Origin of the sequence: Mesorhizobium sp. LNJC405B00, assembly GCF_000502615.1 — a bacterium.
GTDB lineage: Bacteria > Pseudomonadota > Alphaproteobacteria > Rhizobiales > Rhizobiaceae > Mesorhizobium.
Genome location: NZ_AYWC01000005.1, coordinates 161,084 through 187,523, shown reverse-complemented (window position 1 = coordinate 187,523; position 26,440 = coordinate 161,084). Strand labels below are relative to the sequence as shown.

Below are 26,440 nucleotides of genomic sequence, written 5' to 3'. Positions count from 1 at the left end.
CGACCGGCGCCTTACGCCGGACCGATTTGCGTTCGTTCGTTTCAGAATAACTTAAATCGGCGCAGAGCCACATCGCCAGGGCTGTTCAAGGCCCGGCCGATCATGCGCAGGGAAGAGGGACCCATGGCTGCTCAGATCTTATCGGCCATTTTTGTCATCATCATCGGCGTCGGCGGCTGCGTCGCCTATTTCTGGGGCGCCAACAAGCTGGTCGACCTGATATTCCCGTCGCGCGGCGTGGCCGGGGCTGCGGCCATCGACAATCTGCGCCGGCAAGGACTGGTCCGTCCGTGGCTGTTCGTCGGCCCGGCGATGATCATCCTCACCGTCTACCTGATCTATCCGGTGGTGGCGACGCTCTGGCTGTCCTTCCTCGACCGCGGCGGCCAGCATTTTGTCGGCTTCGCCAACTATGAATGGGCGTTCGGCGACCGCGAGTTCCGCAACTCGATCCTGAATAACATCATCTGGCTGGCGGTGGTGCCCGCCGCCTGCACCTTTCTAGGGTTGATAATCGCCGTGCTCACGGACAAGATCTGGTGGGGCACAATCGCCAAGAGCCTGATCTTCCTGCCGCTGGCGATCTCCTTCGTCGGCGCCAGCGTGATCTGGAAATTCATCTACGAATATCGCGGCGAGGGCCAGACGCAGATCGGCCTGCTCAACGCCATCATCCAGTATTTCGGCGGCCAGCCGCAGGTCTGGATATCGCTGCCGTTCTGGAACAATTTCTTCCTGATGATCATCCTGATCTGGATCCAGACCGGCTTTGCCATGGTCATCCTGTCTTCGGCGTTGCGCGGCATCCCCGAAGAGACGCTTGAAGCCGCGGTCATCGACGGCGCCAATCCGTTCCAGATCTTCTGGAAGATCATGGTGCCGCAGATCTGGGGCACCATCGCCGTGGTCTGGACGACGATCACCATCCTGGTGCTGAAAGTGTTCGACATCGTGCTGACCATGACCAACGGCCAATGGAACAGCCAGGTGCTGGCCAATCTGATGTTCGACTGGATGTTCCGCGGCGGCGGCGATTTCGGCCGCGGCGCCACCATCGCCATCATCATCATGATCGCGGTCATCCCGATCATGGTCTGGAACATCCGCCAGGCGAACAAAGAGACGGGAGGACATTGAGATGGCCGTCGCGACCGGAAAGTCCTTTGCCAGCCGCTTCGGCGTCCACATCGCCGTGCTTGTCTTCGTCGCCGTCTGGACCGTGCCGACGCTCGGCATCCTGGTCTCGTCGCTGCGCGACAAGGACCAGATCATCGCCTCGGGCTGGTGGAACTCGTTCTCCAGCTCCAGCCAGACTGAAGCCGGCCGCCTGCCGCCGGCCTCGGCGCAGGTCGAGAAGGACGGCAAGTTCGTGCTTGCCGGCAATATCTTCGGCGACGGTGCTGCGCGCAACATCAGCGCCTTCGGCGTCAAGTCGGCGGCACCGACGCAATATCCGGCCGGCACCACTGCCGATCTCGGCGACGGCGTGACCTTGCAGCTCAATGCCGACGGAACGTTCGTCATGAGTTCGCCCAAGGCTTTCGAAGGCGACCGTGGCCAGCGCGTCTATTACGCCTCGTCGGCGCCACCGAAATTCACCACCGACAATTACAAGACCGTGCTGTTTTCGGAGGGCATCGGCCGCTCGTTCATAAACTCGCTGACCGTCACCATCCCGGCGACGGTCATCCCGATCCTGATCGCCGCCTTCGCCGCCTATGCATTGGCTTGGATGCGTTTTCCCGGCCGCGCCTTGCTGATCGCCACAATCATCGGCCTGCTGGTCGTGCCGCTGCAGATGTCCTTGATCCCGCTTTTGAAAATCTACAACGGCGTCGGCATCTTCTTCGGTGTGCCGTCGAAAACCTATCTCGGCATCTGGCTGGCGCATACCGGCTTCGGCCTGCCCTTCGCCATTTATCTCCTGCGCAGCTATATTGCCGGCCTGCCGCGCGAGATCATGGAATCGGCGCGCATCGACGGCGCCAGCGATTTCGAAATCTTCGTCAAGATCGTGCTGCCGCTGTCCTTCCCGGTGCTGGCGTCCTTTGCGATCTTCCAGTTCCTGTGGGTGTGGAACGACTTATTGGTGGCAATGGTTTTCCTCGGTACCGAAGGGGATCAGATCGTGCTGACCGCGAAGCTCAACGCACTGCTCGGCTCGCGCGGCGGCGACTGGGAAATCCTGACGACATCGGCCTTCGTCACCATTATCGTGCCGCTGATCGTGTTCTTCTCGCTGCAGCGCTATTTCGTCCGCGGGCTGCTGGCCGGCTCGGTCAAAGGAGGTTGAGACTTATGCAAGCCGCTTTGAAGGCGACCTCGAAGCCCGATCTCGCCGTCGGTCGCGACTGGTGGCGGGGCGCGGTGATCTACCAGATATATCCGCGCTCCTATCAGGACTCCAATGGCGACGGCATCGGCGACCTCAAGGGCATCATCCGCAGGCTGCCCTACATCGCCTCGCTCGGCGTCGACGCCATCTGGATTTCGCCCTTCTTCAAGTCGCCGATGAAGGATTTCGGCTACGATGTGTCGGACTATTGCGACGTCGACCCGATGTTCGGGACGCTCGCCGATTTCGACGCGCTGGTTGCGGAAGCCCATCACCTCGGCCTCAAGGTGATGATCGACGAGGTGCTGTCGCACACCGCCGACAACCATCCATGGTTCAAGGAGAGCCGCGCCAGCCGCGGCAATCCGAAGGCCGACTGGTATGTCTGGGCCGACGCCAGGCCGGACGGCACGCCGCCCAACAACTGGCTGTCGATCTTCGGCGGCTCGGCCTGGCAGTGGGACACCAGCCGCCAGCAATATTACCTGCATAATTTCCTGTCCGAGCAGCCCGATCTCAACTTCCACAATCTGGAAGTCCAGGACGCGCTGCTCGACGTCACCCGCTTCTGGCTGGAGCGCGGCGTCGACGGCTTCCGCCTCGACACCATCAATTTCTACTTCCACAGCCAGGGGCTGGAGAACAATCCGCCGCTGCCGCCCGAAGAGCGCAACGACCAGACAGCACCTGCGGTCAATCCCTACAACTACCAGGACCATATCTACGACAAGAGCCGGCCGGAAAACCTTGCCTTCCTCGAACGGTTCCGGGCGCTGCTCGACGAATATCCGGCAACCGCCGCAGTCGGCGAAGTCGGCGATTCGCAACGCGGGCTGGAAGTGGTCGCCGCCTACACCGCCGGCGGCAAACGCGTCCACATGTGCTATTCCTTCGATTTCCTGGCGCCGGAAAAGATCAGCGCCGCCAAGGTGCGCGAGGTGCTGGAAGCCTTCGGCAAAGTCGCCAGTGACGGCTGGTCGTGCTGGGCCTTTTCCAACCACGACGTGATGCGTCCGGCCTCGCGCTGGGCCGCCGACGAGGCCGACCCGGCCGCCTATCTGAAGGTTATCTCGGCGCTGCTGGTGTCGCTGCGCGGTTCGGTCTGCCTCTATCAGGGAGAGGAGCTTGGGCTTGGCGAAGCCGAGTTGCAGTTCGAGGATCTGCAGGACCCCTACGGCATTCGCTTCTGGCCCGAATTCAAGGGCCGCGACGGCTGCCGCACGCCGATGGTGTGGGATGCAACCGCCAGCAATGCCGGCTTTTCGACGGCCAAGCCCTGGCTGCCGGTGCCGGGCAAGCACTTGTCGCAAGCGGTCAATGTTCAGCAGGGCGACGCGGCCTCGCTGCTCGAGCACTACCGGCGCTTTCTCGGTTTCCGCCGCCAGCATCCGGCCCTGGCCAAAGGCGACATCGAGTTCATCGAAAGCGAGGGCGACACCGTCGCCTTCACCCGCCGTGAGGGCAATGAGCAGATCGTCTGCGTCTTCAATCTGGCCAGCAAGCCGGCCGAGGTCGATCTCGGTGGTCAGGCGCTGCTGCCATTGGCCGGGCACGGTTTTTCGGGACAATCCGGCACAGGTTCCATCCGCCTCGGCGGCTACGGCGCCTGGTTCGGGCGCATCGACTGAGTTTTTGACGAAACTGGATTTTTTGAGGAAATCCAGGTTCTCTAGGGAAATCACTGGGAGGAAATTATGGCCGATGTCACGCTGAGACAGGTGAAGAAATCATACGGCAATCTGCACATTCTCCACGGCATCGACCTCGACATAAAGTCGGGCGAGTTCATCGTCTTCGTCGGCCCGTCGGGTTGCGGCAAGTCGACCTTGCTGCGGTCCATCGCCGGGCTTGAGGAGATCACCTCCGGCGAGCTGAAGATCGCCGGCGAGGTGGTGAACGATGTGCCGCCTTCCAAGCGCGGCATCGCCATGGTGTTCCAGTCCTATGCGCTCTATCCGCACATGACCGTCTACGACAACATGGCCTTCTCGATGAAGATCGGCAAGGAAAGCAAGGCCGAGATCGACAAGCGGGTGCGGCAGGCAGCGGAGATCCTGCAGCTGACCAAATATCTCGACCGTCTGCCCAAGGCCATGTCGGGCGGCCAGCGCCAGCGCGTCGCCATCGGCCGGGCCATCGTGCGCAACCCGAAAGTGTTCCTGTTCGACGAGCCGCTGTCGAACCTCGACGCGGCGCTGCGCGTCGCCACCCGCATCGAGATCGCCAAGCTGAAGGAATCGATGCCTGCCACGACCATGATCTACGTCACCCACGATCAGGTCGAGGCGATGACGCTGGCTGACCGCATCGTCGTGCTGAAGGATGGCCATATCGAGCAGGTCGGCACGCCGATAGACCTCTACAAGAAGCCCGGCAATCTGTTCGTTGCCCAGTTCATCGGCTCGCCGGCCATGAACATCCTGCCGGCGACAATCGACAGGACGGGCAACCCGACAATCGTCAGCCATGTCGGCGGCCGCAAGGCAACGGTGCCGATCGCAACGCCGGCGTCAGCAAAGGGTGCGGCAGTCAGCTTCGGCGTGCGGCCGGAGGATCTGTCGGCCGCCACCGGCGCGGAATATCTTTTCGAGGGCGTGGTGGACTATGTCGAGCAACTCGGCGAGGTGCAGCTTGTCTATGTCGATATCGGCCGCGCTGACCTGCCGTTGGTGACCAAGCTGCCCGGCAATGTCGAGGTCAAGCGCGGGGCAAAGCTGCGACTGACCGCGGATGCCGGGGACCTGCACATCTTCGACGCCGATGGGCACTCCTTCTCGCTCAAGCCGGTGGAAGTGAAGGCGGCTTGAGATAGCTGCGTCGTACAGGCATGAAAAAAGAGCGGCGGGCCAGGCCCGCCGCTCTTTTTTTAAGCTTCGGCTGTTAGTTGTTGCCGAACCGATCCCTGTCGCTGCTCTGAGGAACGAACTTCTGTTGGTCGTTCGACGAGTTCAGCAGCTTGTAGACCGCCGAGTTGGTGCCGGTCGACGAAGTGCGGGTGGTGTCGACGGCAGCGGCCGGCTGGTTGGCGCCATTGGAGCCATAATTGTCGCTGCCGGCAAAGGCAGCGCTCGAAACAGCCAGAACGGCTGCGGTGGCAAGAACGATCTTCTTCATTTTAGTCTCCTGAATTTTTCTGATGCCGCCAGCTGCAGCGGATAAGCCCGCCGCGTGCTGGGAACCGGCTTTTAACGGCCGAAAAGGTTACGGTCGGCACCGTGGGCAGGCGCCTCCTCGGCTGGAGCCGACTTCTCAACCGAAGCCGTATGGCCACTATCGGTCGGCGTAATCGCAGGCTGGTTGGCGCCGTTCGAACCGTAGTTGTCGCTGCCGGCGAAAGCGCTGCCGGAGATGGCCAAAACGGCGGCGGCAGCAAGGATGATCTTTTTCATTTCAATACTCCTGAATTTTTTGGGATCCCGAGAGCGACGGGTTAGCCGCCCTTCTTTGGTCGGGATCAGCGATTGCCGTAGAGGTCGCGGTCGGCGCCCTGAACGACAGGCTGCTTGTCAGCGTGCGCCGGCTTCTGAATGGAAGCCGTATACGAGCTGTCGACCGAGACGGCTGGCTGGTTCGCACCATTGGAACCGTAATTGTCGCTACCGGCGAAGGCGCTGCCGGTGATCGCCAAAACGGCTGCGGCAGTGAGGATGATCTTTTTCATTTTTAGTACTCCAGTTTGTCTGTCCGTCTAGCGGCGTGTCTTGGGAGGAATTCGCGTCGTTCGGACAGCCCCGATGTGGGAAAGCCATAGGCTGGTTTCCAATCACGAAGTTGTTCCGTGTGGACCACGGTCCTGCACCTTGAAATTGTGCCAGGAAGTTCCTCTATGGTCATTTATCGCATTGTTTTCAGTTGCTTATGTCGAACCGAGTGGTTCGCTCCGGTGTCGGTTTCCGGGCCGTCGTTCACACCATCCTGCACGCATTGTCAACAGAAACGAACCGTTCGGTTCGATTAGAGATCGCTAATAGTAACTTTTCGATACCGTTGAGCCCTTTTTGCCCCCGATCGGAACTGGATCCGCAGCGATTCGAAACGGCGATGATAGCGCCGCAAGACAGGATCTCAGCCCTTCGGTGGTCGGCGGGGCGTATGCCGCGCGTGTCGCGCCGCATGGATATGATGTCGCTTTCATGCCGACGTCGCGATCGCTGCCGTGATTAGATGATCGCATCTCAGGTGCCGCTTCGTGACGACGCAGCGGAGAATTGGGAAGCCGGTCAGAATCCGGCGCTGCCCCCGCAACGGTGGTGGAGTTGAAGTCGCAACGGGAGACCACTGGGCAGCAGCCTGGGAAGGTGTCGCGATGGTCCGCAAGGACAACTCCAGAGCCCGGAAACCAGCCCGAGATGCATAGACTCGACTGATCGCGGTGGGCGGTCAAGAGGTGGATAGTGCATGTCCGGCGCCGCGCCGGCCTGCGTCCGATCCTTCCTCCATCACCACCAAGTTCAGTCCTTAAACCACGAGGACAGAACTATGGATACGCGCAACGACATGCTGAGGCTCCTGAACGGCCGCAAGCAAGGCTTTTCGCTGGAACAGCCCTTCTACACCGACCCGGACTATTTCAAGCTCGACATGGAGCTTATCTGGTATCGCGACTGGCTGTTCATCGGCCATGATTGCGAACTGCCGAAGCCCGGCAGCTATATCACCGTGCAGATCGGCGATTATCCGGTGGTGCTGGTCCGCGACCAGAAGGGCAACATCAACGCCTTTCACAATTCCTGCCGCCATCGCGGCAGCCGTGTCTGCAACACTGAGAAGGGCATGGCGGCAAAGCTTGTCTGCCCCTATCACCAGTGGACCTACGAGCTTGACGGCCGGCTGCTGTTTGCCCGCCAGATGGCCGACGGTTTCGACAAGAGCCAGTTCGGCCTGAAGCCCGTCGCCTGCGAGAGCGTCGGCGGCTACATCTTCATCTGCCTGGCAAAAGAACCTGCCGACTTTGCCCCGATGCGCGCCATGATAGAGCCCTACCTCAAGCCGCACCGGCTGAATGAAGCCAAGGTCGCCTTCGAGAGCACCATCATCGAGAAGGGCAACTGGAAGCTGGTCTGGGAAAACAACCGCGAATGCTATCACTGCGCCGGCAATCATCCGGAGCTGTGCAAGACATTCCCCGAAGCGCCGACGGTGACCGGCGTGCAGGGCGCCGACAGCGATCCGGAGATGCTTGCGCACTGGGCGAAATGCGAGGCGGCGGGCCTGCCGAGCAAGTTCCGCATCGATCCGGCCGGGCAATACCGCGCCACCCGCGCGCCGCTGCTGCGCGATGCCGTCAGCTACACGATGTCCGGAAAGCGCGCGGTGACGAAGAACCTGTCCGACACTGTTGCCGCCGACCGCATCGGCACCTTGATGCACTACCACTATCCGACGACCTGGAACCACATACTGATCGACCATGCGGTCACCTTCCGGGTGCTGCCGATCAGCGCTACGCAAACCGCGGTGACGACCAAGTGGCTGGTGCACAAGGAGGCGGTCGAGGGGGTCGACTACAACCTTGAGGAGCTCACCCATGTCTGGACCGAGACCAACGACCAGGACCGCCGAATCGTCGAGGAAAACGCCTTTGGCATCCTGTCTCCGGCCTATGAGCCCGGCCCCTATTCGGAGCTGCACGAGGGCGGCGTGATCCAGTTCGTCGAATGGTACGCGGCCTTTATCGGCCCGCGCCTTGCCGAAGGCGGCCGGCCGGCGCTGCGCAGCGTCGCGTGAGCTGGAGCAGGCGAAGAGGGACCAGAGGATGAATGCGATGACGGATCTTGGGCTCTATCGCCATCTCGACCAGATGGCGCCGTGGAACGATAGGCTGCAGGTGCTGGAAGTGATCGGCGTCAGCGACGAGGCGCCCGACGTCAAGACCTTCACCTTCCGCTCCGACAACCAGACCTGGTTCCGCTACAAGCCGGGCCAGTTCCTGACGCTGGAACTGCCGACACCGGACGGGCCGCTGATGCGCACCTACACGCTGTCGTCGTCGCCATCGCGGCCGTTTTCGATCGCGGTGACGATCAAGGCGCAGGCCGGCAGCATCGGCACGCGCTGGATGTTCGACCATCTGGCACCCGGCTCGCACGTCAAGGCCTATGGACCGGCGGGCGACTTCTCGTTGCACAGCCACCCGGCGGCCAAATACCTGTTCATTTCGGCTGGCTCCGGCGTGACGCCGATGATGTCGATGCTGCGCTGGCTGAACGACTGCGCGCCATGGACCGATGTCGGTTTCGTCAACTGCGCGCGGCGTGCCGAAGAGATCATCTTCCGCAAGGAACTCGAACTGCTCGGCGGCCATATGCCCGGCCTGTCGCTCGGCTTCATGATCGAGGAACGTTCCAGCCGCGAGGGCTGGTACGGTCATATGGGGCGCATCGACGCGATCCGGCTGCCCTTGCTGGCTCCGGATTTCCGCGAGCGCGAAATCTTCTGCTGCGGCCCCGATCCGTTCATGCGCGCCGTGCGCGGCATGCTGGATGCCGCCGGCTTCGACATGACGAAATACCATCAGGAGAGCTTTGCCGCGCCTGTGATGGAGGAAATTCCGGCGCCGTTTGCCTCCCCGGTCGAGGACGGCATCGCTGCACCTGTCGAAGCCGTGACGCCGATCCGCTTCTCGCTTTCGGAGGTCGATGCCGAATGCGTCGCCGGCCAGACCGTGCTGCAGACCGCGCGCAGCTCGGGCGTGCGGATTCCCGCCGCCTGCGAGTTCGGCCTGTGCGGCACCTGCAAGGTGAAGAAGGTCTCCGGCGAAGTCGAGATGAGCCACAATGGCGGCATCCTCGACCACGAGATCGATGACGGTTTCATCCTTGCCTGCTGCTCGAAACCGTTGTCGGCGCTCGAAATCGAGGCTTGAGCCGGTCGACTTCGCCGCAACGGTCGCCGACGCAGGCGTTGTGTTCGCGGGTCTTTGTCTTGCCAAGCATAGGCCGAGTGATTTAGACGCACTTAGGAAGGGCTGGGCAGACCGTGAAACCGGCGCATCCCTTCATGGGCGCATGGAACGGGGGACAGAGCGATGCAACAGCGGGTCTACGCGGTCGCAAGCAAGGACATCGTTTTCGAATCATTCGATGGCGAAGCCGTCGTTCTCGATCTTTCGAACGGTAAGTATTTCGGCTTTTCCGATTCCGGCAGCCGGGTCTGGCAGGCTTTGTCGTCCGGCGTCGCCACTGAAGCGCTGGTCGGAGCTGCCGCGGGCGCCGCAAAAATAAGCCTAGCCGACCTCGAAAGCTTCGTTGCCCGACTGCTCGATTTCGGGTTGCTTGCGCCAGCCGAAACACCGGCACAACCGCTTTCGGGCGAGCTGTCGGCTGCGCTTGCTGCCAGCAATGAGCCGCTCAAGGTCGATGTCCATGACGACCTTGCCGATCTCATCATTGTCGACCCGATCCATGAGGTCGAGGAACCTCTCGGCTGGCCGGCGGTGAAACAGGCATAATCGTTTCCCTAAAGCGCGTCGCGTTTGAACGGACTCAGGCGACGCGGTTTAGATCTTTGATTTTATGCATGTCGTCGTCTCAAAACCGGGGCCACCCCGAGCGACATGCATCAGGCGACCCGGCGCAATTCTGGACGCTGGAACAACGAACACATGCCTTTGATCACGCTGCAAACCCTGCCGGATTATGCCCGCCATGTGCTGGCGGCCGCGGAAAGCGCCGCCGCCTTCTATCCCGTTACCACCAGCGTGCGGTTGCCGGGGCTGGACCTGAGTGTCCACCTCGACCATGGCACGCTGGCGGAAGCCATGAGCCATGCCTTCATACCGGCCCCGGAAAATCCGTCTGCATCTGACGGCTGCCGCATTTTCGTCGCCCACCCGGCCATCGATGGCGTCCCCGCCCCGGCCACCTGGGGCCGAGGCGATTACAACCATCATGCCTTTGCCAACCGGCTGGAAGAGGCCGGATTGCGCGGCAGCTACTATCATGACCTCGACTTTTGGCAGTTCCATGATCCGCAACGACATGTCGGGGCGCAGCTGATGATGTCGGCCGACGCCTTTCCGCCATGGGAACAGGCGGCGCCGCTGCGCGCCTTCCTGCATTGGGAATATGCGGCGCGCGGCATGCGGCTTACCCATGCCGGCACGCTGGGCATCGATGGCAAGGGCGTGTTGCTTGCGGGCTCCGGGGGAGCCGGAAAATCGGGAACGGTCGTCGCCGGCCTGCTCAATGGGCTCGATAGCGTCGGCGACGACTATGTGCTGATCGACCGGACCGAGGGGGTGACGGCCTATCCGCTGTTTGCCACGCTCAAGCAGGATCCGGAGGGCTTCAAGCGGCTGAAGCTGGAGGGTCGGCTAAATTCGTACCAACCGCTGAACTGGCAAGGCAAGCATGCCTTTCACATCAACGAGGTCGCGCCTCGACCAACTCCTGCAAGTCTGGACATTATTGCTTTGATAGTGCCCCATATCAGGGGAGGTGCGAGAAGCTCGGTCATGCCCATATCGCGCAAGGATGCCATGATCGCCATGGCGCCGTCAGGAATCGTGCAGATGCCGGGCGAGCGGGAAGCGGGCTTTCGCTTTTTCAGCGAGCTTACCCGCGATCTGCCATGCTACCGGCTGTCGCTGGGGACCGAGCCGCGCGAGATCGCCGGCACGATTGCGGATTTCGTCCTTCGGGGCGCTGCATGAAGTTGAGCATCATTGTGCCGGTCTACAATCGGGAGATCTATGTCGTTTCGACGTTGCGGTCCCTGCTCAGGCAACGCGACGATGCCGATCTCGATATCATCGTTGTCGACGACGGCTCGACGGACAGCTCCGTTGAAGCAGTCCGCGCCATCATGCGGGAAGCGTCGTGCATCCGCCTGTTCCAGCAGGCAAACCAGGGCGTGGCGAACGCGCGCAACACAGGGCTGAGGCAGTTGCTGCCGCAAACCGAACTGGTGTCGTTCCTGGATTCGGACGACGTCTCGCCGGCTGGACGATTCAAGGCTGGCCTACCCCTGTTCGCGGCCGACCCTGCGCTCGAGCTGACCTACTCGCTGATGACGCGCGTCGATCTCATGGACGACGAAACCCTGCAGCCGGCACGGGGCGGCGCAGGTCCCACCGTGCGCGGCGTCAGCCTTAGCGCCGGGATATTCCGCAGGGCACTCATCGACCGTACAGGTGCTTTCGACGAGGAGTTCCGGCAGGGCGAAGACGCCGACTATCTGCTGCGCATTTTCGAAACCAGCCCAAAGCACATTTTTCCCGACACCGTCGCGGTATACTACCGGCGCCACCCCGGCAATTTGACCAAGCAAAGGGATGTGGCGGTGCGCGAATATCTACGTGTAATTCAGAAATCCTTGCGGCGGCGCAAGGCCGATCCGTCGCGGCGCCCGGTCGAGGGGCTTTTCGAGATCAAGCGCCCGGCAGAGTGGTGAAAGAATGAACAGATCACAGCCTGGAATGCGTGCGTGAAGCTGAGCGTGATCATGCCGGTCTACAACCGCGAACGCCATGTCGGCTCGGCGCTGCGCTCGCTGCTGAGGCAGCGCGATGCCGCCGATCTCGACATCATCGTTATCGATGACGGTTCGACCGACAGTTCGGCGGCGGTCGTGCGCTCGCTGATCGCGGAGGCGCCGAGCATTCGCCTTTTCCAGCAGGAGAATGCGGGGGTGACGCGGGCGCGCAACGCGGGCTTGCGGCAATTGCTGCCGCAGACCGGGCTGGTATCGTTTCTCGATTCGGACGACATTTCCCCGCCGGGCCGCTTCAAGGCGGATCTGGCCTGTTTCGACGCAGACCCCACCCTCGAGCTCACCTATTCGCGCATGACGTTGGTCGACGACATAGATGACGATACGCTGGAGCCGACAGCCGACAGCCACTCGGTGACGGTTCGCGGCATTCACCTGTCTCCCGCTATCTTCGTCCGGCGGTTGGTCGAACGCATCGGCAGCTTCGACGAGGATTTCCACCAGGCCGAGGACACCGACTATCTGCTGCGCACTTTCGAAAGCGGGCCGAAATTCACGATGCCCGACACTGTTGCGCTCTATTACCGGCGCCATCCCGGCAACATGACCAGGCAGGCCGATGTTCCTTTTCGCGAATTCATGCGCGCCGTCTACAAGTCGATGAAACGGCGCGAGGCCGACCGCTCCTTGCACCCTGTCGACGGCATCTTCGATTTCAAGGAACTTGCGAATTGGCGTTTCCTGTGATGGCCAGCTACGGCGTCGTCATTCCGGCCTTCAACGCGACCGCCACCATCGCCGAGACGCTGCGATCGGTCGCGGCCCAGACGGTCCAGCCCGACGCTATAATCGTCGTCGATGACGGCTCGACCGACGATACGGTCGCGGTGGTCAATGCGCTGGGCATGCCGGTGCGGGTGTTGCGCCAGGACAATGCCGGACCAGGCAGCGCCACCACCAGGGGCATCGCCGCGCTGGCGACGCCCTTCGTCGCCACGCTCGATGCGGACGATCTGTGGCTGCCGACCAAGATCGAAAGGCAGCTGGAGCATTTCGAGCGGTTTCCCGCGACGGCAGGCGTCTTTGCCCACTGGCGGACGTTTCGCGATGACAAGCCCGATGTGCAAAAGGACGTGGCGGTGGCGGGCTGGTCGCGCACGACGATGATGATCCGCCGGGAGGTGGCCGAGGCCGTCGGTCCGATCATCGACCCGCAAGGCGGTCGCGGCGACATGGTCGACTGGATCGCCCGTGCCCGTGAGGCGGGCTTTGCGCTTGCCATGCTCGACGATGTCCTGACCTTGCGCCGCATCCGGCCCGACAGCATGTCCTATGGACGCGACCCCGTGCGCGACCGCGGTTATGTCGAAGTCGTAAGGCTGGCCATGCAAAGGCGAGCAGCGAAAAAGGCGAGCGCCGACTGATGGCCAATGCCATGCGCCGTATCGGCCGCCGCTTTCCGGACTATGGCTGGTCGTGGCCTACCGGCGGCCTCGACCAGTTGCTGAAGGCCGCATTGCTCCCCGATGAAGAGGCGGCCGGGGGCTATGCGGCGCGCTGGCTCGACGAGAACGATATCGACCATGCTGCTTTCCGCGAGCATCGGCTGCTGGCCGCGATCTCCGACAGGTTCGGCCGCAAGCTCGCTGGGCATCCGGCCTATCCACGTCTTGTCGGCCTGCAAAAGATGCTGTGGACCAAATCGCGACTGGCTGCGCGCGAGGCCGAGCCGGCGCTACAGGCCATGATCGACGCCGGCTGCGCGGTGATGCTTATCAAAGGCGCCAGCCGCATCGCCGTCAACGCGTCGGCGCAGCGCGGCCGGGTGGCGCATGACATCGACATACTGGTGCGCCCGCAGGACATGATTGCCGCCTTCGATGTGCTTAGCGAACGCGACTGGCAGATCGCCACCGGCGTCAGTCCGCAATATCTGCGCACCAGGCTGGCGTCCTTGCGTTCGATGAATTTCTTCAAGGGCAGTTTCGGCGACATCGACCTGCACCAGCTCGCTTATGACGGGTCGCAGCAAAGCGCGAAAGATGATCTGGCGATCTGGCAGCGGGCGCTGTCAGCCGACTTCAATGGCGTCCGCGTGCTTGTTCCCTCTCCGGCCGACCGCATGGCGCTTGCCATCGCACATGGCGGCCTCGATGCCCACACCCACAGCGACTGGCTGGTCGACTGTGCGGTCGCCATCGAGAGTGGCGCAGTCGACTGGGGCGTGTTCGCCGACATCGTCGCCAGGCGCCACCTGGCCGTAGCCGCGGCGGTGGCGCTCTCCTATCTCTGCCTGGAGATCGGCATTGCGGTGCCGGAGGCTGAACTTGCAAAGACGATTGAGTTGGCCGACCGCGCCGGCCTGTCGCGCTGGTCCTCGGTGCTGCAGGCCAAGCCGCGCACCGATTTCGGCGGCCTCGTTTGGCTGTCGCGCGGCTTTGCCAAGCAGTTGCGCCTCAAACGCAAAAAGGGCCGCCTGCAGCAGCCGACGCCCGCCGTCTGGCGCGGCAGGCCGACATTGCGCAAGGCAAGAGCGACGTCGGCGCCGTTTGCACTTTCCCAGCCCCTGCCGCGTCCGGACAGGACTGGAGCGGTGGTGCTGGACGTCACCGTCAGGATCGTCGTTCCACCAATCCGGCGCCGCATTGAGATGGAAATCAATGCCGGCGGCGGCCATGTCGCCCGCCTGCGTTCGATGGTGATCAGCCGCGCCGGCGGCGGACGTGTGCTGCGCTTTCGCGGCAAGGTAACGGTGGACGACACCGGCCGGCCTCTGGTGATCGAGGCACGGCCATCGCGCCAGTTCCGCAACTGGGACAATGAGGCCGAAGTCGCCGCCTATGGCGCGCTGCCGTTCCAATTGCTGTCGGCAAGGTTTTCACCCGCCTGAGAGCGGGTCGCTGTTTCCATGAAACATTGAACCACTGTGGCCCTCTCAGACGCCATAGCGCTCGGTGCGGATGATTTCCGCTGATATGCCGGCGTCGATCAGCGCCCGGGCAGCCGCCGAGACGAAGGCGTTCGACCCGCAGACGAAGGCGAGCGCCGGCGGCCGCGGCAGCCGCGTGAGCGCCTGCATAACCATTGCCGTGTCGATGCGCCTCGAATAGGCGGACGGGCGCCGTACGGCCTCGCGCGTCAGCGTCAGCACCAGCTCGAACCCGTCGCGGCGGTCACCGAGACCGATCAGCTCGTCGCGGAAGATCACCTCGTCCCAGACCCGCACCGAAAACATCAGCGCCACCGGCACCGCCGATTTGCGCAAGGTCCGGTGACGCACCATCGCCATCAGCGGCACGACGCCGGAGCCGCCGCCGACCAGAAGCAGCGGACCGCCATCCCCATCGGACCAGACGAAATGGCCGCCGAGCGGCCCGCGCAGTTCGATCTCGTCACCGACCGCGGCGATGTCGTGGAAGAAGGGCGAGACTTCACCGTCGTCGAACTTCTCGATCGCCAGCTCGATCGTGGCGCCGCTCTCCGGCGCCGAGGCGATGGAATAGGTGCGGCGTGCCTGGTAGCCGTCAGGCGCAGTCAGCCTGACATCGACATGCTGTCCGGCGCGATAGGCGAATGGCCGTGACAGCGCGAAAAAGAAACTGGCAACGCGTGCCGTCCGCTTTTCGATCCGGGTGATTTTCGCCGTCTGCCAGGGAGATTGCGGCGCTTCGCTCATGGATCGCCGCTATAGCGCTGCTCGCGCCACGGGTCGCCATAGATGTGATAGCCGCGCAATTCCCAGAAGCCCGGCTCGTCGCGCTCGGTGAACTGCAGCCCGTTCAGCCATTTGGCCGATTTCCAGAAATAGAGATGCGGCACCAGGAGCCGCGCCGGGCCGCCATGGTCGGCAGTGATCGGCTTGCCTTCATAAAGGAGCGCCACCATCGCCTTCCCCGCTGTGAGATCCTTGGCCGGCACGTTGGTGGTGTAGCCGTCATAGCCATGCGCCAGCAGGAAGCCGGTCGGCGCTTCGATACCGGCATCGGCAAGGATGTCGTCGACCAGCACGCCTTGCCAGGCGGTATCGAACTTGGTCCAGGCGGTAACGCAATGGATGTCGCGCGTCATCTTGGTCAAGGGCAGCGCGTTGAACTCGGCCCAGTTCCACTTCTTGATCGGGCGTGGCCCGTGCTTGAGCGTGAACGACCAGTCCTCGGTGCGCACGCGCGGCGTCGGCCCCGCCGACAGCACCGGAAAGCCCTGTTCGAGATACTGACCGGGCGGAATGCGCGCATCGGTCTCCGTCGGAGGCTTTCGACCGGAGGAAAAACCGCGAGTGACCATTTGACTGTCCGTTTTTAGCAGGCCATTGCCGGCCTGCCGTAATGTTCTCGAAGATGTCGCGGCGGGCAACAGGAATTTCGGCGGCCGTGCGGCAGGCCTGTCGGTGGTCCGGCGAGCCTGCCATGATGTCTCAACCGGCGGCGAAGGATACGGCGACGAAGATTTGCGCGTCGCCGCGATCGATCAAAAGCAGCACCGACTTCCGGCCCGATCTGCCGGCCTCGGCGATCGCCTGGTTGGCTTGCCGCGCATTCCGCACCGGCGACTGGTCGACGGCGACGATGACGTCGCCCGGCTGCAGGCCCGCATTGGCGGCTGCCTTGTCCGGATTGACGCGCTCGACCACGGCGCCACGCTGGTTCCGATCACAATGTCGTCAGCGGCCTTCGGTGCGCCTGAGATAGGTTGTGGCGATCTCGCGCATCCGGTTGCCGTCGAAGCTCGGCCCATGGCCGCCATGGCCGAGACGGACAGGCAGATCGAGGAGCCGCTGCATGGTACGGCGATAATCAGGCCGGGAGGAATCCGGCAGGTCGTCGATCAGCATGGAATCGTAGATGGCGTCGCCGGCAAAGAACAACCCGTCCGTCTCTTCGAACAAAGCGATCGAATCCGGCGAATGTCCGGGCAGATGCAGGACGCGGAACTGCCGGTCGCCGAGGTCGACGATGTCGCCCTCGTCCAGCGTGCGCGTCAGCGGCGCCGGCGGGATCTTGTATTCGGCCGCCGTCCAGCCCGGCGCCGGCAATTTCGAAACGGCGCCGTCGAGATTGTTGAACATGTAGGCGTAGGTCACCTGATCGTTCATGGTCTCGAAATGCTCGGCACTGTGCCGCGGCCCGGCGCGCAGCGGAAACTCGTGCAGCGAGCCGACATGGTCGAGATGGATGTGGGTGGCGACAACAATGAGCGGCTTGCCCTCGGGCGTGTCGATCTCAGGCGCCAGCGGGCAGATGCCCATCCCGGTGTCGACCAGCAGGTCGGCGTCGCGTCCCCTGAAATGCCAGATGTTGGCGCGCACGAAATCATGCACGAACGGCTCGGTCAGCATCGTCGTGCGGTCGTCGATGATCGTCTTGCCGAACCAGTCGCCGACAACGCGCTCGCCACCAAAACGGGTGCCGCCAAAACGGCCGCCCATCAGACGAAGGGCTTTCCCACCTTGTATTTTTCCGGCACCAGCCGCTTCAGGTAAGCCATGCCCGCTTCCGACAGCTGGTTGACATCGGGCTTCATGAAATCGTCGGGCATATGGCGCGTCTTGCCGGCGACGTTCTTCAGCGGCACCTTCTTCAGCACGGTTTTGGAGCCGTCATATTGCAGCGCCACCGAGCCACCGCCTTCGCCGGCAACGGCAACCGCGAAGGCGCCGGCGCCGAAAGCCTCCTGCGCGTCGACGGCGCTGATCGCGCCGACATAGCCGCGCGGCATGTAGCCAAGCGCATCGACGCGCGCGCGCTTGCCCGGCAGGCCTTCGGCGAGCGCACGTTCCAGAGCTGACGGCAGGTCGCTGCCCGACAGTTTGACGTTGCCATGCGCGTCGCGCTCGAGCTTGTCCGGCGGCACCAGGCTTTCGACCAGCGCCTTGCCGTCGGCGGTGCTGACTCCTTCGGAGACGGCGACGATGCAACGCTTGTGGCGGTCGAGCGTGGCGCGCACGTCGTCGATGAAACCGGCGGCGGAGAACGGCCGTTCCGGCACGTAGACCAGATGCGGGCCGCTGTCGGGATCGAGCTGCCAGGCTGCAGCCGCCGCGGTGAGGAAGCCGGCATGCCGACCCATTACGATGCCGACATAGATGCCGGGCAATGCGCGGAAATCGAGATCGACGGACAGGAAGGCGCCGGCGACGAATTCGGCCGCCGAGATGAAGCCCGGCGTGTGGTCGTTTTCCTCGAGGTCGTTGTCGATGGTTTTTGGCGCATGGACGAAAGCAATGCTGCCGCCGGCGGCGTCGGTCAGAATCTGCTGCGTGCCCGACGTGTCGTTGCCACCGATGTAGATGAATGCGTCGGCGCCGGCCTTCTTCAACCCGTTGAGGATGACTTCGCAATAGGCAGCGTCGGGCTTGTCGCGTGTCGAGCCGAGCGCGGCACTCGGCGTGCCGGCGATCAGCCGCAGCCGGTCCTCTGGGATGGCGGAGAGGTCGACATAGTTGCCGTCACGAATGCCGCGCACGCCGTGGAGCGAGCCCAGCACCTTGGCGCCGGGATGGCGCTTGCGGACTTCCAGCGTGGCCCCGACAACCGTCTGGTTGATGACGGCGGTCGGGCCGCCGCCCTGTGCGATGACAAACGTTCCAGCCATGCTCGATCTCTCCCGGCGCTGTGGTTTTCAAGGCACCTTGGCCTAGCTTGCCGCATCGCGCAACGGGAGTTTCCACCGGCGCCAAACCGCCGCACAGGATCAGACGACGACGACCGGGTTCTTCTTGGAAACGCGGCTGTAGAGGTCGATGATATCCTGGTTGATCAGGCGCACGCAGCCCGACGACATCGCCTGGCCGATGCTCGCCCATTCCGGCGAACCGTGTATGCGGTAGCCGGTGTCCTTGCCGTCCTGGTAGATGTAAAGAGCGCGTGCGCCGAGCGGGTTGGTGAGGCCACCGGGCTGGCCGTTTTGCCATTTCACCAGTTCCGGCTTGCGCTGGATCATCTCCGGCGGCGGCGTCCAGGTCGGCCATTCCTTGCCGTACTGGATGTTGGCGCGGCCGGACCAGCGGAAGCCGTCCTTGCCGATGCCGACGCCGTAGCGGATGGCGTCGCCGCCCTCCTGCACCAGATAGAGCTTTCGCTCCTGCAGATGGACGACAATCGTGCCGGGCGCCTCGCCGGTCTCGTTGACGACGATCTGGCGGCGGAACTCCGGCTTGACCTTCTGATAGGGCACCGCCGGCACTTCGAAGCCGCCATCGTTGAGCGAAGCGTACATGACATCGGGGCCGGTGACGTTCTTGTCGACGCTGATCGCCGGACGGATCGGCCGCACCGAGCCGGTGACCGTGTCATCCAGCTGGAATTGCGGCAGCTCGAGCGTCGAAGTGCTGCAGCCGGCCATGCCGAGCAGCGTCATGGCGCCGGCCCCTGACAGGACGAAGCGGCGGGAATAGAGATGTTCGGTCTCGTTTGCGTCGCCATTTGCTGGCGGCGTCACATTCTGCGGCAACTCACGCATGCACCCAAACCCTACGCTGTCGGCGGGAAACATGGTCCGGCCGGATAGCAGGCAGTTTCGCCAAACATGGTTGAAAAAGGGTGAAGGCCCAACGACCGGTCTTAAGCCTGTGCCGCCAATAGCCGCAGCGATCTGGCGAAATGGTCCGCCGTGCATTTTTGGGAGAGGGCTCTTTACATTCCTCCGCACACGAGGATTTATCCTTTTCTTTGCGCTCAAGGAGACAAAGATGTCGTTCGAAAACTGGGCCGCCTTCGCCGCCGCCTCCACCGTTCTGCTCATCATTCCCGGCCCGACCATTCTTCTGGTCGTGTCCTATGCGCTGGGCCAGGGCTGGCGCACCGCCTTGCCGATGGCCGTCGGCGTGGCGCTGGGCGACTTCACCGCCATGACCCTGTCGATGCTGGGCATCGGCGCGCTGCTGGCCGCGTCGGCGACCGTGTTCACCATTCTAAAGCTGATCGGCGCCTGCTATCTGATCTATCTCGGGGTAAAACTGTTTCGCGCCGGCGGCGCGCTCAAAGCCGAACCACGCACAGATGCCGTCTCGGCCGCCAAGATGATGGCGCACGCCTGGCTGGTCACCGCACTCAACCCGAAGAGCATCACCTTCTTCGTCGCCTTCCTGCCGCAGTTCCTCAACCGGGAAGCCGATTTCTGGGCTCAGATGCTGATCTTTGAAGCGACCTTCCTGGCGCTCGCCTTCGCCAATGCCTTCGGCTACGCGCTGATTGCGGCGCGCGCCCGCAACGTCGTACGCAACCCCAAGGCGACCCGCATCTTCAACCGCACCGGCGGCACGCTGCTGGTCGGCGCCGGGATCGCCACGGTGGCGATGCGCTCGGGCAATTAGGAACTGCGGAGCATCAGGGCCGATATGGCAGTAAGAGATCCATTCGGCCTAATGTTCTCGGGCGCGACCGAGGCCGGGTTTTCACCCTACAGCCAGGCCGTTCATGAATTGCAATGCTTCGTCGGCGACCCGGTCGGCTCCGTTGACCGCGCCATATCGGCGGATCCCGGTTTCGTCATGGCGCATGTCTTCAAGGGGTATCTGTTCGGCCTCGCCACCGAACGCGAGGCAACGGCGGTCGCCCAGGCGTGCCATGCTGCGGCACTGCCGCTTGCCGCGACGCCGCGCGAACAGGCGCATTTGGCGGCCCTTGGCCACCTTGCCGGGGGACGCTGGCATGACGCCGCGCGCCTGCTCGAAGATATCGCCATCGACAACCCGCTCGACGCGGTGGCGTTGCAGGTCGGCCACCAGATCGACTTCTTCACCGGCAATGCCCGCATGCTGCGCGACCGTATCGGCCGCGCGCTGCCGTCCTGGCGGTGCGGCATGCCGGGTTATCACGCCATTCTCGGTATGCAGGCCTTCGGTCTCGAGGAGATGGGCGACTATGTCAGGGCCGAAAGTTTCGGCCGACAGGCGATCGAGATCGAGCCGCGAGACGGCTGGGCGCAGCATGCGGTCGCCCATGTCATGGAGATGCAGAGCCGGCAACGCGACGGCATCGCCTGGATGCGCACCAACCCCGAGGCGTGGACGAAGGAAAGCTTCCTGCAGGTGCATAATTGGTGGCATCTGGCGCTGTTCCACTACGATCTCGGCGAGACCGACGAGGTGCTCAAGCTCTATGACGGGCCGATCTATGGCGAGCGTTCGACGCTGGCGCTGAACATGGTCGACGCCTCTGCGATCCTGTGGCGGCTTTATCTCGGCGGTGTCGATGTCGGCGACCGCTGGGCAGCGCTCGCTGCCAACTGGGCGCCGAAGGCTGGAGCCGGCAATTACGCCTTCAACGATGCGCATGCGATGATGGCATTCGTCGGCGCCGGTCTCGAAGCGCCGGTCAAGATCTTGCTCGAAGCCCAGCACGAGGCGATGCGCGGCAGCGACGACAACGCCGCCTTCACCCGGGATGTCGGCCAGCCACTGACGGAAGGCATCAAGGCATTCGGCGAGGGCAACTACAGCGAAGCGGTGCGCCTGATCCGACCGATCCGCGCCATTGCCCATCGCTTTGGCGGCAGCCACGCCCAGCGCGATGTGATTGATCTCACGTTGATCGAGGCGGCGTTGCGCGCCGGCGACACAGCGCTTGCCCGGGCGTTGACGGCCGAGCGCGCACTGGCCCGGCCGGACAGTCCGCTGTCGGCGCTGTTTTCGCAACGCGCCGCCAATTTGTCAGAGAATTGACCCGCGGCGGATCTTGTTTTAAAAACTGGCAAGCCAGATTTTTTCGAGACCCGAAAAAATTAATGGCAATGGGAGGAATGCATGTATCTCGGCCTCGATCTCGGCACGTCGGGCGTCAAGGCGCTGTTGATCGATGCCGGGCAGAAGATCATCGGCTCCGGCCATGCTTCGCTTGACGTATCGCGGCCGCATCCCGGCTGGTCCGAACAAAACCCCACGGACTGGATCCGCGCCTGCGAGACGGCCATTGCCGAGCTGAAAGCCTCGCACCCGAAAGAGCTTGCCGCGGTCAAGGGCATCGGCCTTTCCGGCCATATGCATGGCGCCACCTTGCTCGATGCCGGCGACCAGGTGCTGCGCCCCTGCATTCTGTGGAATGATACGCGCAGCCACGCTGAGGCCGCGGCGCTCGATGCCGACCCGCGCTTTCGCCAACTCACCGGGAATATCGTCTTCCCCGGCTTCACGGCGCCGAAACTCGCCTGGGTGAAGAACAATGAGCCCTCCGTCTTCGCCAAAGTGGCGAAGGTGCTTTTGCCGAAGGATTTCCTGCGGCTGTGGCTGACCGGCGAGCATATCTCAGAAATGTCCGACTCGGCCGGCACCTCCTGGCTCGATGTCGGCAAACGGCGCTGGTCCCCCGAGTTGCTTGCGGCGACATCGCTCGACGAAAGGCAGATGCCGTCGCTGGTCGAAGGCACGGAGAAGGCCGGAGCCTTGCGCGCCGAACTGGCCGCCAGCTGGGGCATAGCATCGGGCACCCCGGTTGCCGGCGGCGCCGGCGACAATGCTGCTTCGGCCTGCGGCATGGGCACGGTCGGCGCCGGCCACGCTTTTGTGTCGCTGGGCACATCTGGCGTGCTGTTTGCCGCCAACGCTTCCTACCTGCCCAATCCGGCAAGTGCGGTCCACACCTTCTGCCATGCCCTGCCCAACACCTGGCACCAGATGGGGGTCATCCTGTCTGCGACCGACTCGCTGAACTGGCTGTCGGAGATTTCAGGCAAGAAGGCCGGCGAATTGACCGCCGAACTTGGCGATGTGCTGAAAGCGCCGAGCGGGGTGTCGTTCCTGCCCTATCTCTCGGGCGAGCGCACGCCGCACAATGATTCCGCCATTCGTGGGTCCTTCACCGGACTGGCGCATGAGTCGAGCCGCGCGGTGCTGACGCAGGCCGTGCTCGAAGGCGTCGCCTTCGCATTCCGCGACAGTCTCGAAGCCTTGAAGACCGCCGGCACGGATTTGACGCGGGTGACGGCAATCGGCGGCGGCTCGCGCTCGCGCTACTGGCTGAAGGCGATCGCTACGGCGCTGCAGGTGCCCGTGGACATTCCGGCCGACGGCGATTTCGGTGCTGCCTTTGGCGCGGCGAGGCTTGGTCTGATCGCGGCGACAGGGGCTGATCCGCTGGCGGTGTGCACGGCGCCGAGGACGGATGCGACGATCGAGCCGGATGCTGCGCTTGGCGGGGCGTATGCCGATGCGTACCAGCGCTACCGGGCGCTATACCCGGCGATCAAAGGCGTGACCGCGTGAGTCGGCGCGAGGCACCCCCCTCTGCCCTGCCGGGCATCTCCCCCGCAAGGGGGGAGATCGGCAGCGTCGGCGGGTATGCCAGTCTTGTAAGGTGGGTGATTAGCGAAGGCGTGGATGCCAGCCAATCTCCCCCCTTGCGGGGGAGATGCCCGGCAGGGCAGAGGGGGGTGTCTCGCGCCACCCTTGATCGATCACTGCGCCGGCACCTTGTCCAGAAACCCGGTGACGCTCTTCAGGCGCCCATTTTCGATAACACCGATATCGGTGCCTTCGATAACCGACGGCACGCCTTCCGGCCCAAGATTCCACGAGAAGCGGATGCGGTCGCCAAACCCGTCCGGCGTACCCTTCAGCGAGAACCGGAAGCCGGCGAAGCGCTGCTGTACGCCGTCGATCAGCCCAGCAACGCCGGCGTGGCCGTCGCCCTGCATGAGCGGATCGCGGTAGCTGACGTCTTCGGTGAAGGTGGCCTTGAGCAGTTCGGCACGGCGATCCGCATCGGCCTCGTTCCAGGCGGTGATGTAGTTCTGGGCGATCGTATTGAGGTCGGTCATGGTCTGTCTCCTTCGTTGAGTGGCTTTGACACGAGGCTTTTCACCCCAAGCGAGAGCGAAACCAATTACGCCTGAGGTAATCAGGGTGAACTATTCGAGAGAGGACAGAAATCATGAGCAGCGGATTTTTCGGCGACATCAAAGCGATCAAGTATGAGGGGCCGGATTCGACCAATCCGCTGGCCTACCGCTTCTACAATCCCGACGAGGTGGTGGCCGGCAAACGGCTGGAAGACCATCTGCGCTTCGCCGTCGCCTACTGGCATTCTTTCGCCTGGCCGGGCGGCGATCCCTTTGGCGGCCAGACCTTCGACCGGCCCTGGTTTCCCAAGGCTGGCGGCGTCGACACGATGGAACTGGCCAAGCTGAAAGCCGACGTCGCCTTCGAGATGTTCTCGCTGCTCGGCGCGCCCTATTTCTGCTTCCACGACGCCGACGTGCGGCCGGAAGGCAAGGATTTCTCCGAAAGTGCCGCGCGGCTCGACGAGATCGCCGACTATTTTGCCGCCAAGATGAAGAAGACCGGCGTCAAACTGCTCTGGGGCACGGCCAACCTGTTCTCCAACCGCCGCTTCATGTCGGGCGCCGCCACCAATCCCGATCCGGATGTCTTCGCCTATGCGGCGGCGACGGTGAAAAGCTGCATCGACGTCACGAAGCGGCTGAAGGGCGAGAATTATGTACTGTGGGGCGGGCGCGAGGGCTATGAAACGCTGCTCAACACCGATCTTGCCCGCGAGCAGGAGCAGGCTGGGCGCTTCCTCAGTCTCGTCGTCGACTACAAGCACAAGATTGGCTTCAAAGGCACGATCCTGATCGAGCCGAAGCCGCAGGAGCCGACCAAGCATCAGTACGACTACGACGTTGCCACGGTCTACGGCTTCCTCAAGCGCTTCGGGCTGGAGAAGGAAGTGAAGCTGAACATCGAGCAGGGCCACGCGATTCTTGCCGGCCATTCCTTCGAGCACGAGCTGGCGCTGGCCAATGCGCTCGGCGTCTTCGGCTCGATCGACATGAACCGCAACGACTACCAGTCGGGCTGGGACACCGACCAGTTCCCCAACAATGTGCCCGAGATGGCGCTGGCCTATTACCAGGTGTTGCAGGCCGGCGGCTTCAAGACCGGCGGCACCAATTTCGACGCCAAGCTGCGCCGCCAGTCGCTCGACCCGCAGGACCTGCTGATCGGCCATATCGGCGGCATGGATTCCTGCGCACGAGGCCTCAAGGCAGCCGCCAAGATGGTCGAGGACAAGGCGCTGTCGGGTCCGCTGGCCGAGCGCTATGCCGGTTGGAACACGGCCGAGGGCAAGGCGATGCTGTCGGGCAAGCGCTCGCTGGAAGACATCGCCGAGCGCGTGGTGAAGAAGAAGATCGAGCCGCAGCCACGCTCCGGCCGCCAGGAGTTGCTGGAAAACATCGTCAACCGCTACGTCTGAGGGCGGAAAGCCGATTCGTTGTGCTCAAGGGTGGCTGGATAACATTCCGGTCGCCCCGGAATGGGGTTTGCGCAAGACCCTATCCGACGACAAGGGTTTGCCCTTTGGCGCCCCTCAATGACCTCGCTCTTGCCTTCAAACTGCCGTCACGTATCTCGTATAAGGATGCGGTTGTGGCGGGTGAAAAGGAAGGAGGCGAACCGATATGCAGCATGAACGCGAAATCGACGCCCTGCTCTCATCCGGCGAGACCGGATCGATCATCGACCGGCTGATGGCGCTGCCGCGGCCGACCGACAGCGTGAAAAACGAATGGGATCGTGCTGTCAGCAGCCGATTTGAAGTCCGTCTGGCGAGGCAGATGCGCTCGCAGATGGACGCCGGCAGCGATCGACAGAACGCAGCCTGATCTCCCTTTGTCTGTGCATGTCGTAATCCCAAAACCGCGACACACTTTTGGGCGACATGCATCAACCTCGGCGCAGCCTGACCGGGGCTTCGCCGAACGCTCTTGAAAACGCTCTGGAAAATGCCGCGGCGGACGAGAACCCCGTCCGCCCGGCAATATCCGCCATGGCGATCCGCGTGTCGACCACCAGCCGCCGCGCCGCGCCCAGCCGCAGCCTGAGATAATATGCGCCCGGCGTCTCGCCGATCGACTTGCGAAAAATGCTCTCCAATGTCCGCGCCGTCACCCCGGCGCGTTTTGCCACCGCGTCGATGGTCAGCGGCTGGTCGACATGCGATTCCATCAGCCGGATAGCCTGCGCCAGACGCGGGTCGTAGCCGTCGAGCCGGCCGAGCGAGACCAGCGGCTGCGCGTCGGTCGCGGCGCGCGCCTGGTCGTAGATGAAGACGCTGGCGACATCGAGCGCGACGGCCATGCCGAGCCGGGTGCGGATCAGATGCAGCATCAGGTCGAAGGTCGGCGACGCCCCGCCCGAGGTGAACACCGGTCCGTCGATGACGTAGCGGTCCGGACGCACGTCGACGCCGGGAAAGGCGGAGGAAAAATCCTCCATGTCTTCCCAATGGGTGGTGGCGCTGCGGCCTTCGAGGAGGCCGGCGCGCGCCACCAGCCATGTGCCGGCCTCGACGCCGCCGCAGGCGCGAGCCGCGCGGGCCGCTCGCCGTAATCCGGAAAGCAGAGCCGATGTCGCGTAATTCTGGGTGCCGAAGCCGGCGACGACGACAAGCACGTCGGTCGGCTCGGCCGCATCGAAGCGGCCCCTGACCGCCACCGGCAGGCCGCATGTGGTGACCGGCGCCTCGCCGGTGACCGAGACCAGTTTGAAATCGAACAGCGTCTCGCCTGAGATGCGGTTGGCGGCGCGCAGCGGGTCGACGGTCGACGCCACGCACATGATGGACGAGCCTGAAAACACCAGCAGCGTCACCTTGAGCGGCGATCGCTCAGCGCGAAAGATGGTCGGTTTTTCGCTTTTGATCACGAGAGCTTCGTAAATTGCAAAACAGTTTCCGG

27 protein-coding genes, 1 pseudogene and 1 riboswitch are annotated in these 26,440 nt (G+C 63.3%); of the genes and pseudogenes, 17 read left to right on the top strand and 11 right to left on the bottom strand.

Going from position 1 to position 26,440, the window contains the following annotated elements:
• Nucleotides 1-123 precede the first annotated feature (123 nt).
• From X756_RS153170 to ugpC, 4 genes are all read left to right on the top strand, one after another.
• Nucleotides 124-1,137: a sugar ABC transporter permease gene (locus tag X756_RS153170; protein WP_023668891.1), complete on the top strand. Its 1,014-nt coding sequence runs from the start codon at nt 124-126 to the stop codon at nt 1,135-1,137.
• Between the two features lies 1 nt (nt 1,138).
• Entirely contained in the window at nt 1,139-2,293 is a 1,155-nt protein-coding gene (locus tag X756_RS153175) for a carbohydrate ABC transporter permease (protein WP_023668890.1), read from the top strand.
• A gap of 5 nt (nt 2,294-2,298) precedes the next feature.
• On the top strand, nt 2,299-3,963 hold the full coding sequence (locus X756_RS153180; protein WP_031238365.1) for an alpha-glucosidase family protein: 1,665 nt from the start codon (nt 2,299-2,301) through the stop codon (nt 3,961-3,963).
• Between the two features lie 66 nt (nt 3,964-4,029).
• Nucleotides 4,030-5,142 (top strand): sn-glycerol-3-phosphate ABC transporter ATP-binding protein UgpC, encoded by a 1,113-nt coding sequence (gene ugpC / locus X756_RS153185; RefSeq protein WP_023729694.1) that lies wholly within the window; start codon nt 4,030-4,032, stop codon nt 5,140-5,142.
• Between the two features lie 73 nt (nt 5,143-5,215).
• Here the strand turns inward: ugpC and X756_RS153190 are convergent, their stop codons facing one another.
• The 3 genes from X756_RS153190 to X756_RS153200 all read right to left on the bottom strand — a co-directional run bounded on the left by X756_RS153190 (nt 5,216) and on the right by X756_RS153200 (nt 5,996).
• A complete protein-coding gene (locus X756_RS153190; protein WP_023715518.1) occupies nt 5,216-5,449 on the bottom strand; it encodes a DUF680 domain-containing protein in 234 nt (77 codons plus the stop codon).
• A 71-nt stretch (nt 5,450-5,520) separates the two neighbouring features.
• The gene (locus X756_RS153195) at nt 5,521-5,724 is read right to left on the bottom strand and encodes a DUF680 domain-containing protein (RefSeq protein ID WP_023729693.1); all 204 of its coding nucleotides are present in this window, start codon (nt 5,722-5,724) and stop codon (nt 5,521-5,523) included.
• A 65-nt stretch (nt 5,725-5,789) separates the two neighbouring features.
• A complete protein-coding gene (locus X756_RS153200; RefSeq protein WP_023668885.1) occupies nt 5,790-5,996 on the bottom strand; it encodes a DUF680 domain-containing protein in 207 nt (68 codons plus the stop codon).
• A 499-nt stretch (nt 5,997-6,495) separates the two neighbouring features.
• Nucleotides 6,496-6,698, top strand: a riboswitch (cobalamin riboswitch).
• Between the two features lie 116 nt (nt 6,699-6,814).
• Between X756_RS153200 and X756_RS153205 the strand changes: the two genes are divergently transcribed.
• The 8 genes from X756_RS153205 to X756_RS153240 all read left to right on the top strand — a co-directional run bounded on the left by X756_RS153205 (nt 6,815) and on the right by X756_RS153240 (nt 14,657).
• The gene (locus X756_RS153205) at nt 6,815-8,062 is read left to right on the top strand and encodes an aromatic ring-hydroxylating dioxygenase subunit alpha (RefSeq protein ID WP_023729692.1); all 1,248 of its coding nucleotides are present in this window, start codon (nt 6,815-6,817) and stop codon (nt 8,060-8,062) included.
• A 37-nt stretch (nt 8,063-8,099) separates the two neighbouring features.
• The gene (locus tag X756_RS153210) at nt 8,100-9,200 is read left to right on the top strand and encodes a hybrid-cluster NAD(P)-dependent oxidoreductase (RefSeq protein ID WP_023729691.1); all 1,101 of its coding nucleotides are present in this window, start codon (nt 8,100-8,102) and stop codon (nt 9,198-9,200) included.
• A 162-nt stretch (nt 9,201-9,362) separates the two neighbouring features.
• Nucleotides 9,363-9,785, top strand: a complete 423-nt coding sequence (locus X756_RS153215; RefSeq protein WP_023668882.1) for a PqqD family protein — start codon at nt 9,363-9,365, stop codon at nt 9,783-9,785.
• A gap of 153 nt (nt 9,786-9,938) precedes the next feature.
• Nucleotides 9,939-10,988: a hypothetical protein gene (locus tag X756_RS153220; RefSeq protein ID WP_023729690.1), complete on the top strand. Its 1,050-nt coding sequence runs from the start codon at nt 9,939-9,941 to the stop codon at nt 10,986-10,988.
• The gene (locus tag X756_RS153225) at nt 10,985-11,728 is read left to right on the top strand and encodes a glycosyltransferase family A protein (RefSeq protein ID WP_023703623.1); all 744 of its coding nucleotides are present in this window, start codon (nt 10,985-10,987) and stop codon (nt 11,726-11,728) included. Before X756_RS153220 ends, X756_RS153225 begins: the two co-directional genes overlap by 4 nt.
• 33 nt (nt 11,729-11,761) lie before the next feature.
• A complete protein-coding gene (locus X756_RS153230; RefSeq protein ID WP_023729689.1) occupies nt 11,762-12,514 on the top strand; it encodes a glycosyltransferase in 753 nt (250 codons plus the stop codon).
• The gene (locus tag X756_RS153235) at nt 12,499-13,191 is read left to right on the top strand and encodes a glycosyltransferase family A protein (protein ID WP_245259934.1); all 693 of its coding nucleotides are present in this window, start codon (nt 12,499-12,501) and stop codon (nt 13,189-13,191) included. Before X756_RS153230 ends, X756_RS153235 begins: the two co-directional genes overlap by 16 nt.
• Complete coding sequence (locus X756_RS153240; RefSeq protein ID WP_023729687.1) at nt 13,191-14,657, top strand: nucleotidyltransferase family protein; 1,467 nt, start codon at nt 13,191-13,193, stop codon at nt 14,655-14,657. The genes X756_RS153235 and X756_RS153240 overlap by 1 nt, the downstream gene beginning before the upstream one ends.
• Nucleotides 14,658-14,702: 45 nt before the next feature.
• Here X756_RS153240 and X756_RS153245 read toward each other — a convergent pair whose 3' ends face one another.
• The 6 genes and pseudogenes from X756_RS153245 to X756_RS153270 all read right to left on the bottom strand — a co-directional run bounded on the left by X756_RS153245 (nt 14,703) and on the right by X756_RS153270 (nt 19,225).
• Nucleotides 14,703-15,443 carry an FAD-binding oxidoreductase gene (locus X756_RS153245; protein ID WP_023729686.1) on the bottom strand — a complete coding sequence of 247 codons (741 nt, stop codon included), beginning with the start codon at nt 15,441-15,443 and terminating at the stop codon, nt 14,703-14,705.
• Nucleotides 15,440-16,051: a sulfite oxidase-like oxidoreductase gene (locus X756_RS153250; RefSeq protein ID WP_023684287.1), complete on the bottom strand. Its 612-nt coding sequence runs from the start codon at nt 16,049-16,051 to the stop codon at nt 15,440-15,442. Before X756_RS153250 ends, X756_RS153245 begins: the two co-directional genes overlap by 4 nt.
• A 130-nt stretch (nt 16,052-16,181) precedes the next feature.
• Nucleotides 16,182-16,412: pseudogene (locus X756_RS153255) on the bottom strand (PDZ domain-containing protein); the annotation flags it as partial.
• Between the two features lie 15 nt (nt 16,413-16,427).
• Nucleotides 16,428-17,192: an MBL fold metallo-hydrolase gene (locus X756_RS153260; RefSeq protein WP_050589248.1), complete on the bottom strand. Its 765-nt coding sequence runs from the start codon at nt 17,190-17,192 to the stop codon at nt 16,428-16,430.
• Nucleotides 17,192-18,358, bottom strand: coding sequence for a diphosphate--fructose-6-phosphate 1-phosphotransferase (locus tag X756_RS153265; protein WP_023729683.1), 1,167 nt, complete (start codon nt 18,356-18,358; stop codon nt 17,192-17,194). Before X756_RS153265 ends, X756_RS153260 begins: the two co-directional genes overlap by 1 nt.
• Before the next feature lie 99 nt (nt 18,359-18,457).
• Entirely contained in the window at nt 18,458-19,225 is a 768-nt protein-coding gene (locus X756_RS153270) for a L,D-transpeptidase (RefSeq protein ID WP_023668871.1), read from the bottom strand.
• Nucleotides 19,226-19,454: 229 nt separating this feature from the next.
• Between X756_RS153270 and X756_RS153275 the strand changes: the two genes are divergently transcribed.
• The 3 genes from X756_RS153275 to xylB all read left to right on the top strand — a co-directional run bounded on the left by X756_RS153275 (nt 19,455) and on the right by xylB (nt 22,964).
• Nucleotides 19,455-20,078: a LysE family translocator gene (locus tag X756_RS153275; RefSeq protein ID WP_023729682.1), complete on the top strand. Its 624-nt coding sequence runs from the start codon at nt 19,455-19,457 to the stop codon at nt 20,076-20,078.
• 24 nt (nt 20,079-20,102) lie between these two features.
• Complete coding sequence (locus X756_RS153280) at nt 20,103-21,428, top strand: tetratricopeptide repeat protein (protein WP_023729681.1); 1,326 nt, start codon at nt 20,103-20,105, stop codon at nt 21,426-21,428.
• 81 nt (nt 21,429-21,509) lie between these two features.
• Nucleotides 21,510-22,964, top strand: a complete 1,455-nt coding sequence (gene xylB / locus X756_RS153285) for a xylulokinase (protein WP_023729680.1) — start codon at nt 21,510-21,512, stop codon at nt 22,962-22,964.
• Between the two features lie 191 nt (nt 22,965-23,155).
• Here the strand turns inward: xylB and X756_RS153290 are convergent, their stop codons facing one another.
• Nucleotides 23,156-23,518: a nuclear transport factor 2 family protein gene (locus X756_RS153290; protein WP_023689938.1), complete on the bottom strand. Its 363-nt coding sequence runs from the start codon at nt 23,516-23,518 to the stop codon at nt 23,156-23,158.
• 113 nt (nt 23,519-23,631) lie between these two features.
• On the opposite strand from X756_RS153290, the gene xylA reads away from it, so the two are divergent.
• Nucleotides 23,632-24,957, top strand: a complete 1,326-nt coding sequence (gene xylA, locus X756_RS153295) for a xylose isomerase (RefSeq protein ID WP_023684279.1) — start codon at nt 23,632-23,634, stop codon at nt 24,955-24,957.
• 205 nt (nt 24,958-25,162) lie between these two features.
• The gene (locus X756_RS153300; protein WP_023668865.1) at nt 25,163-25,366 is read left to right on the top strand and encodes a hypothetical protein; all 204 of its coding nucleotides are present in this window, start codon (nt 25,163-25,165) and stop codon (nt 25,364-25,366) included.
• 61 nt (nt 25,367-25,427) lie between these two features.
• On the opposite strand, the gene X756_RS153305 is transcribed toward X756_RS153300, so the two are convergent.
• Nucleotides 25,428-26,408: a GlxA family transcriptional regulator gene (locus X756_RS153305; protein ID WP_023668864.1), complete on the bottom strand. Its 981-nt coding sequence runs from the start codon at nt 26,406-26,408 to the stop codon at nt 25,428-25,430.
• Between the last annotated feature and the right edge of the window lie 32 nt (nt 26,409-26,440).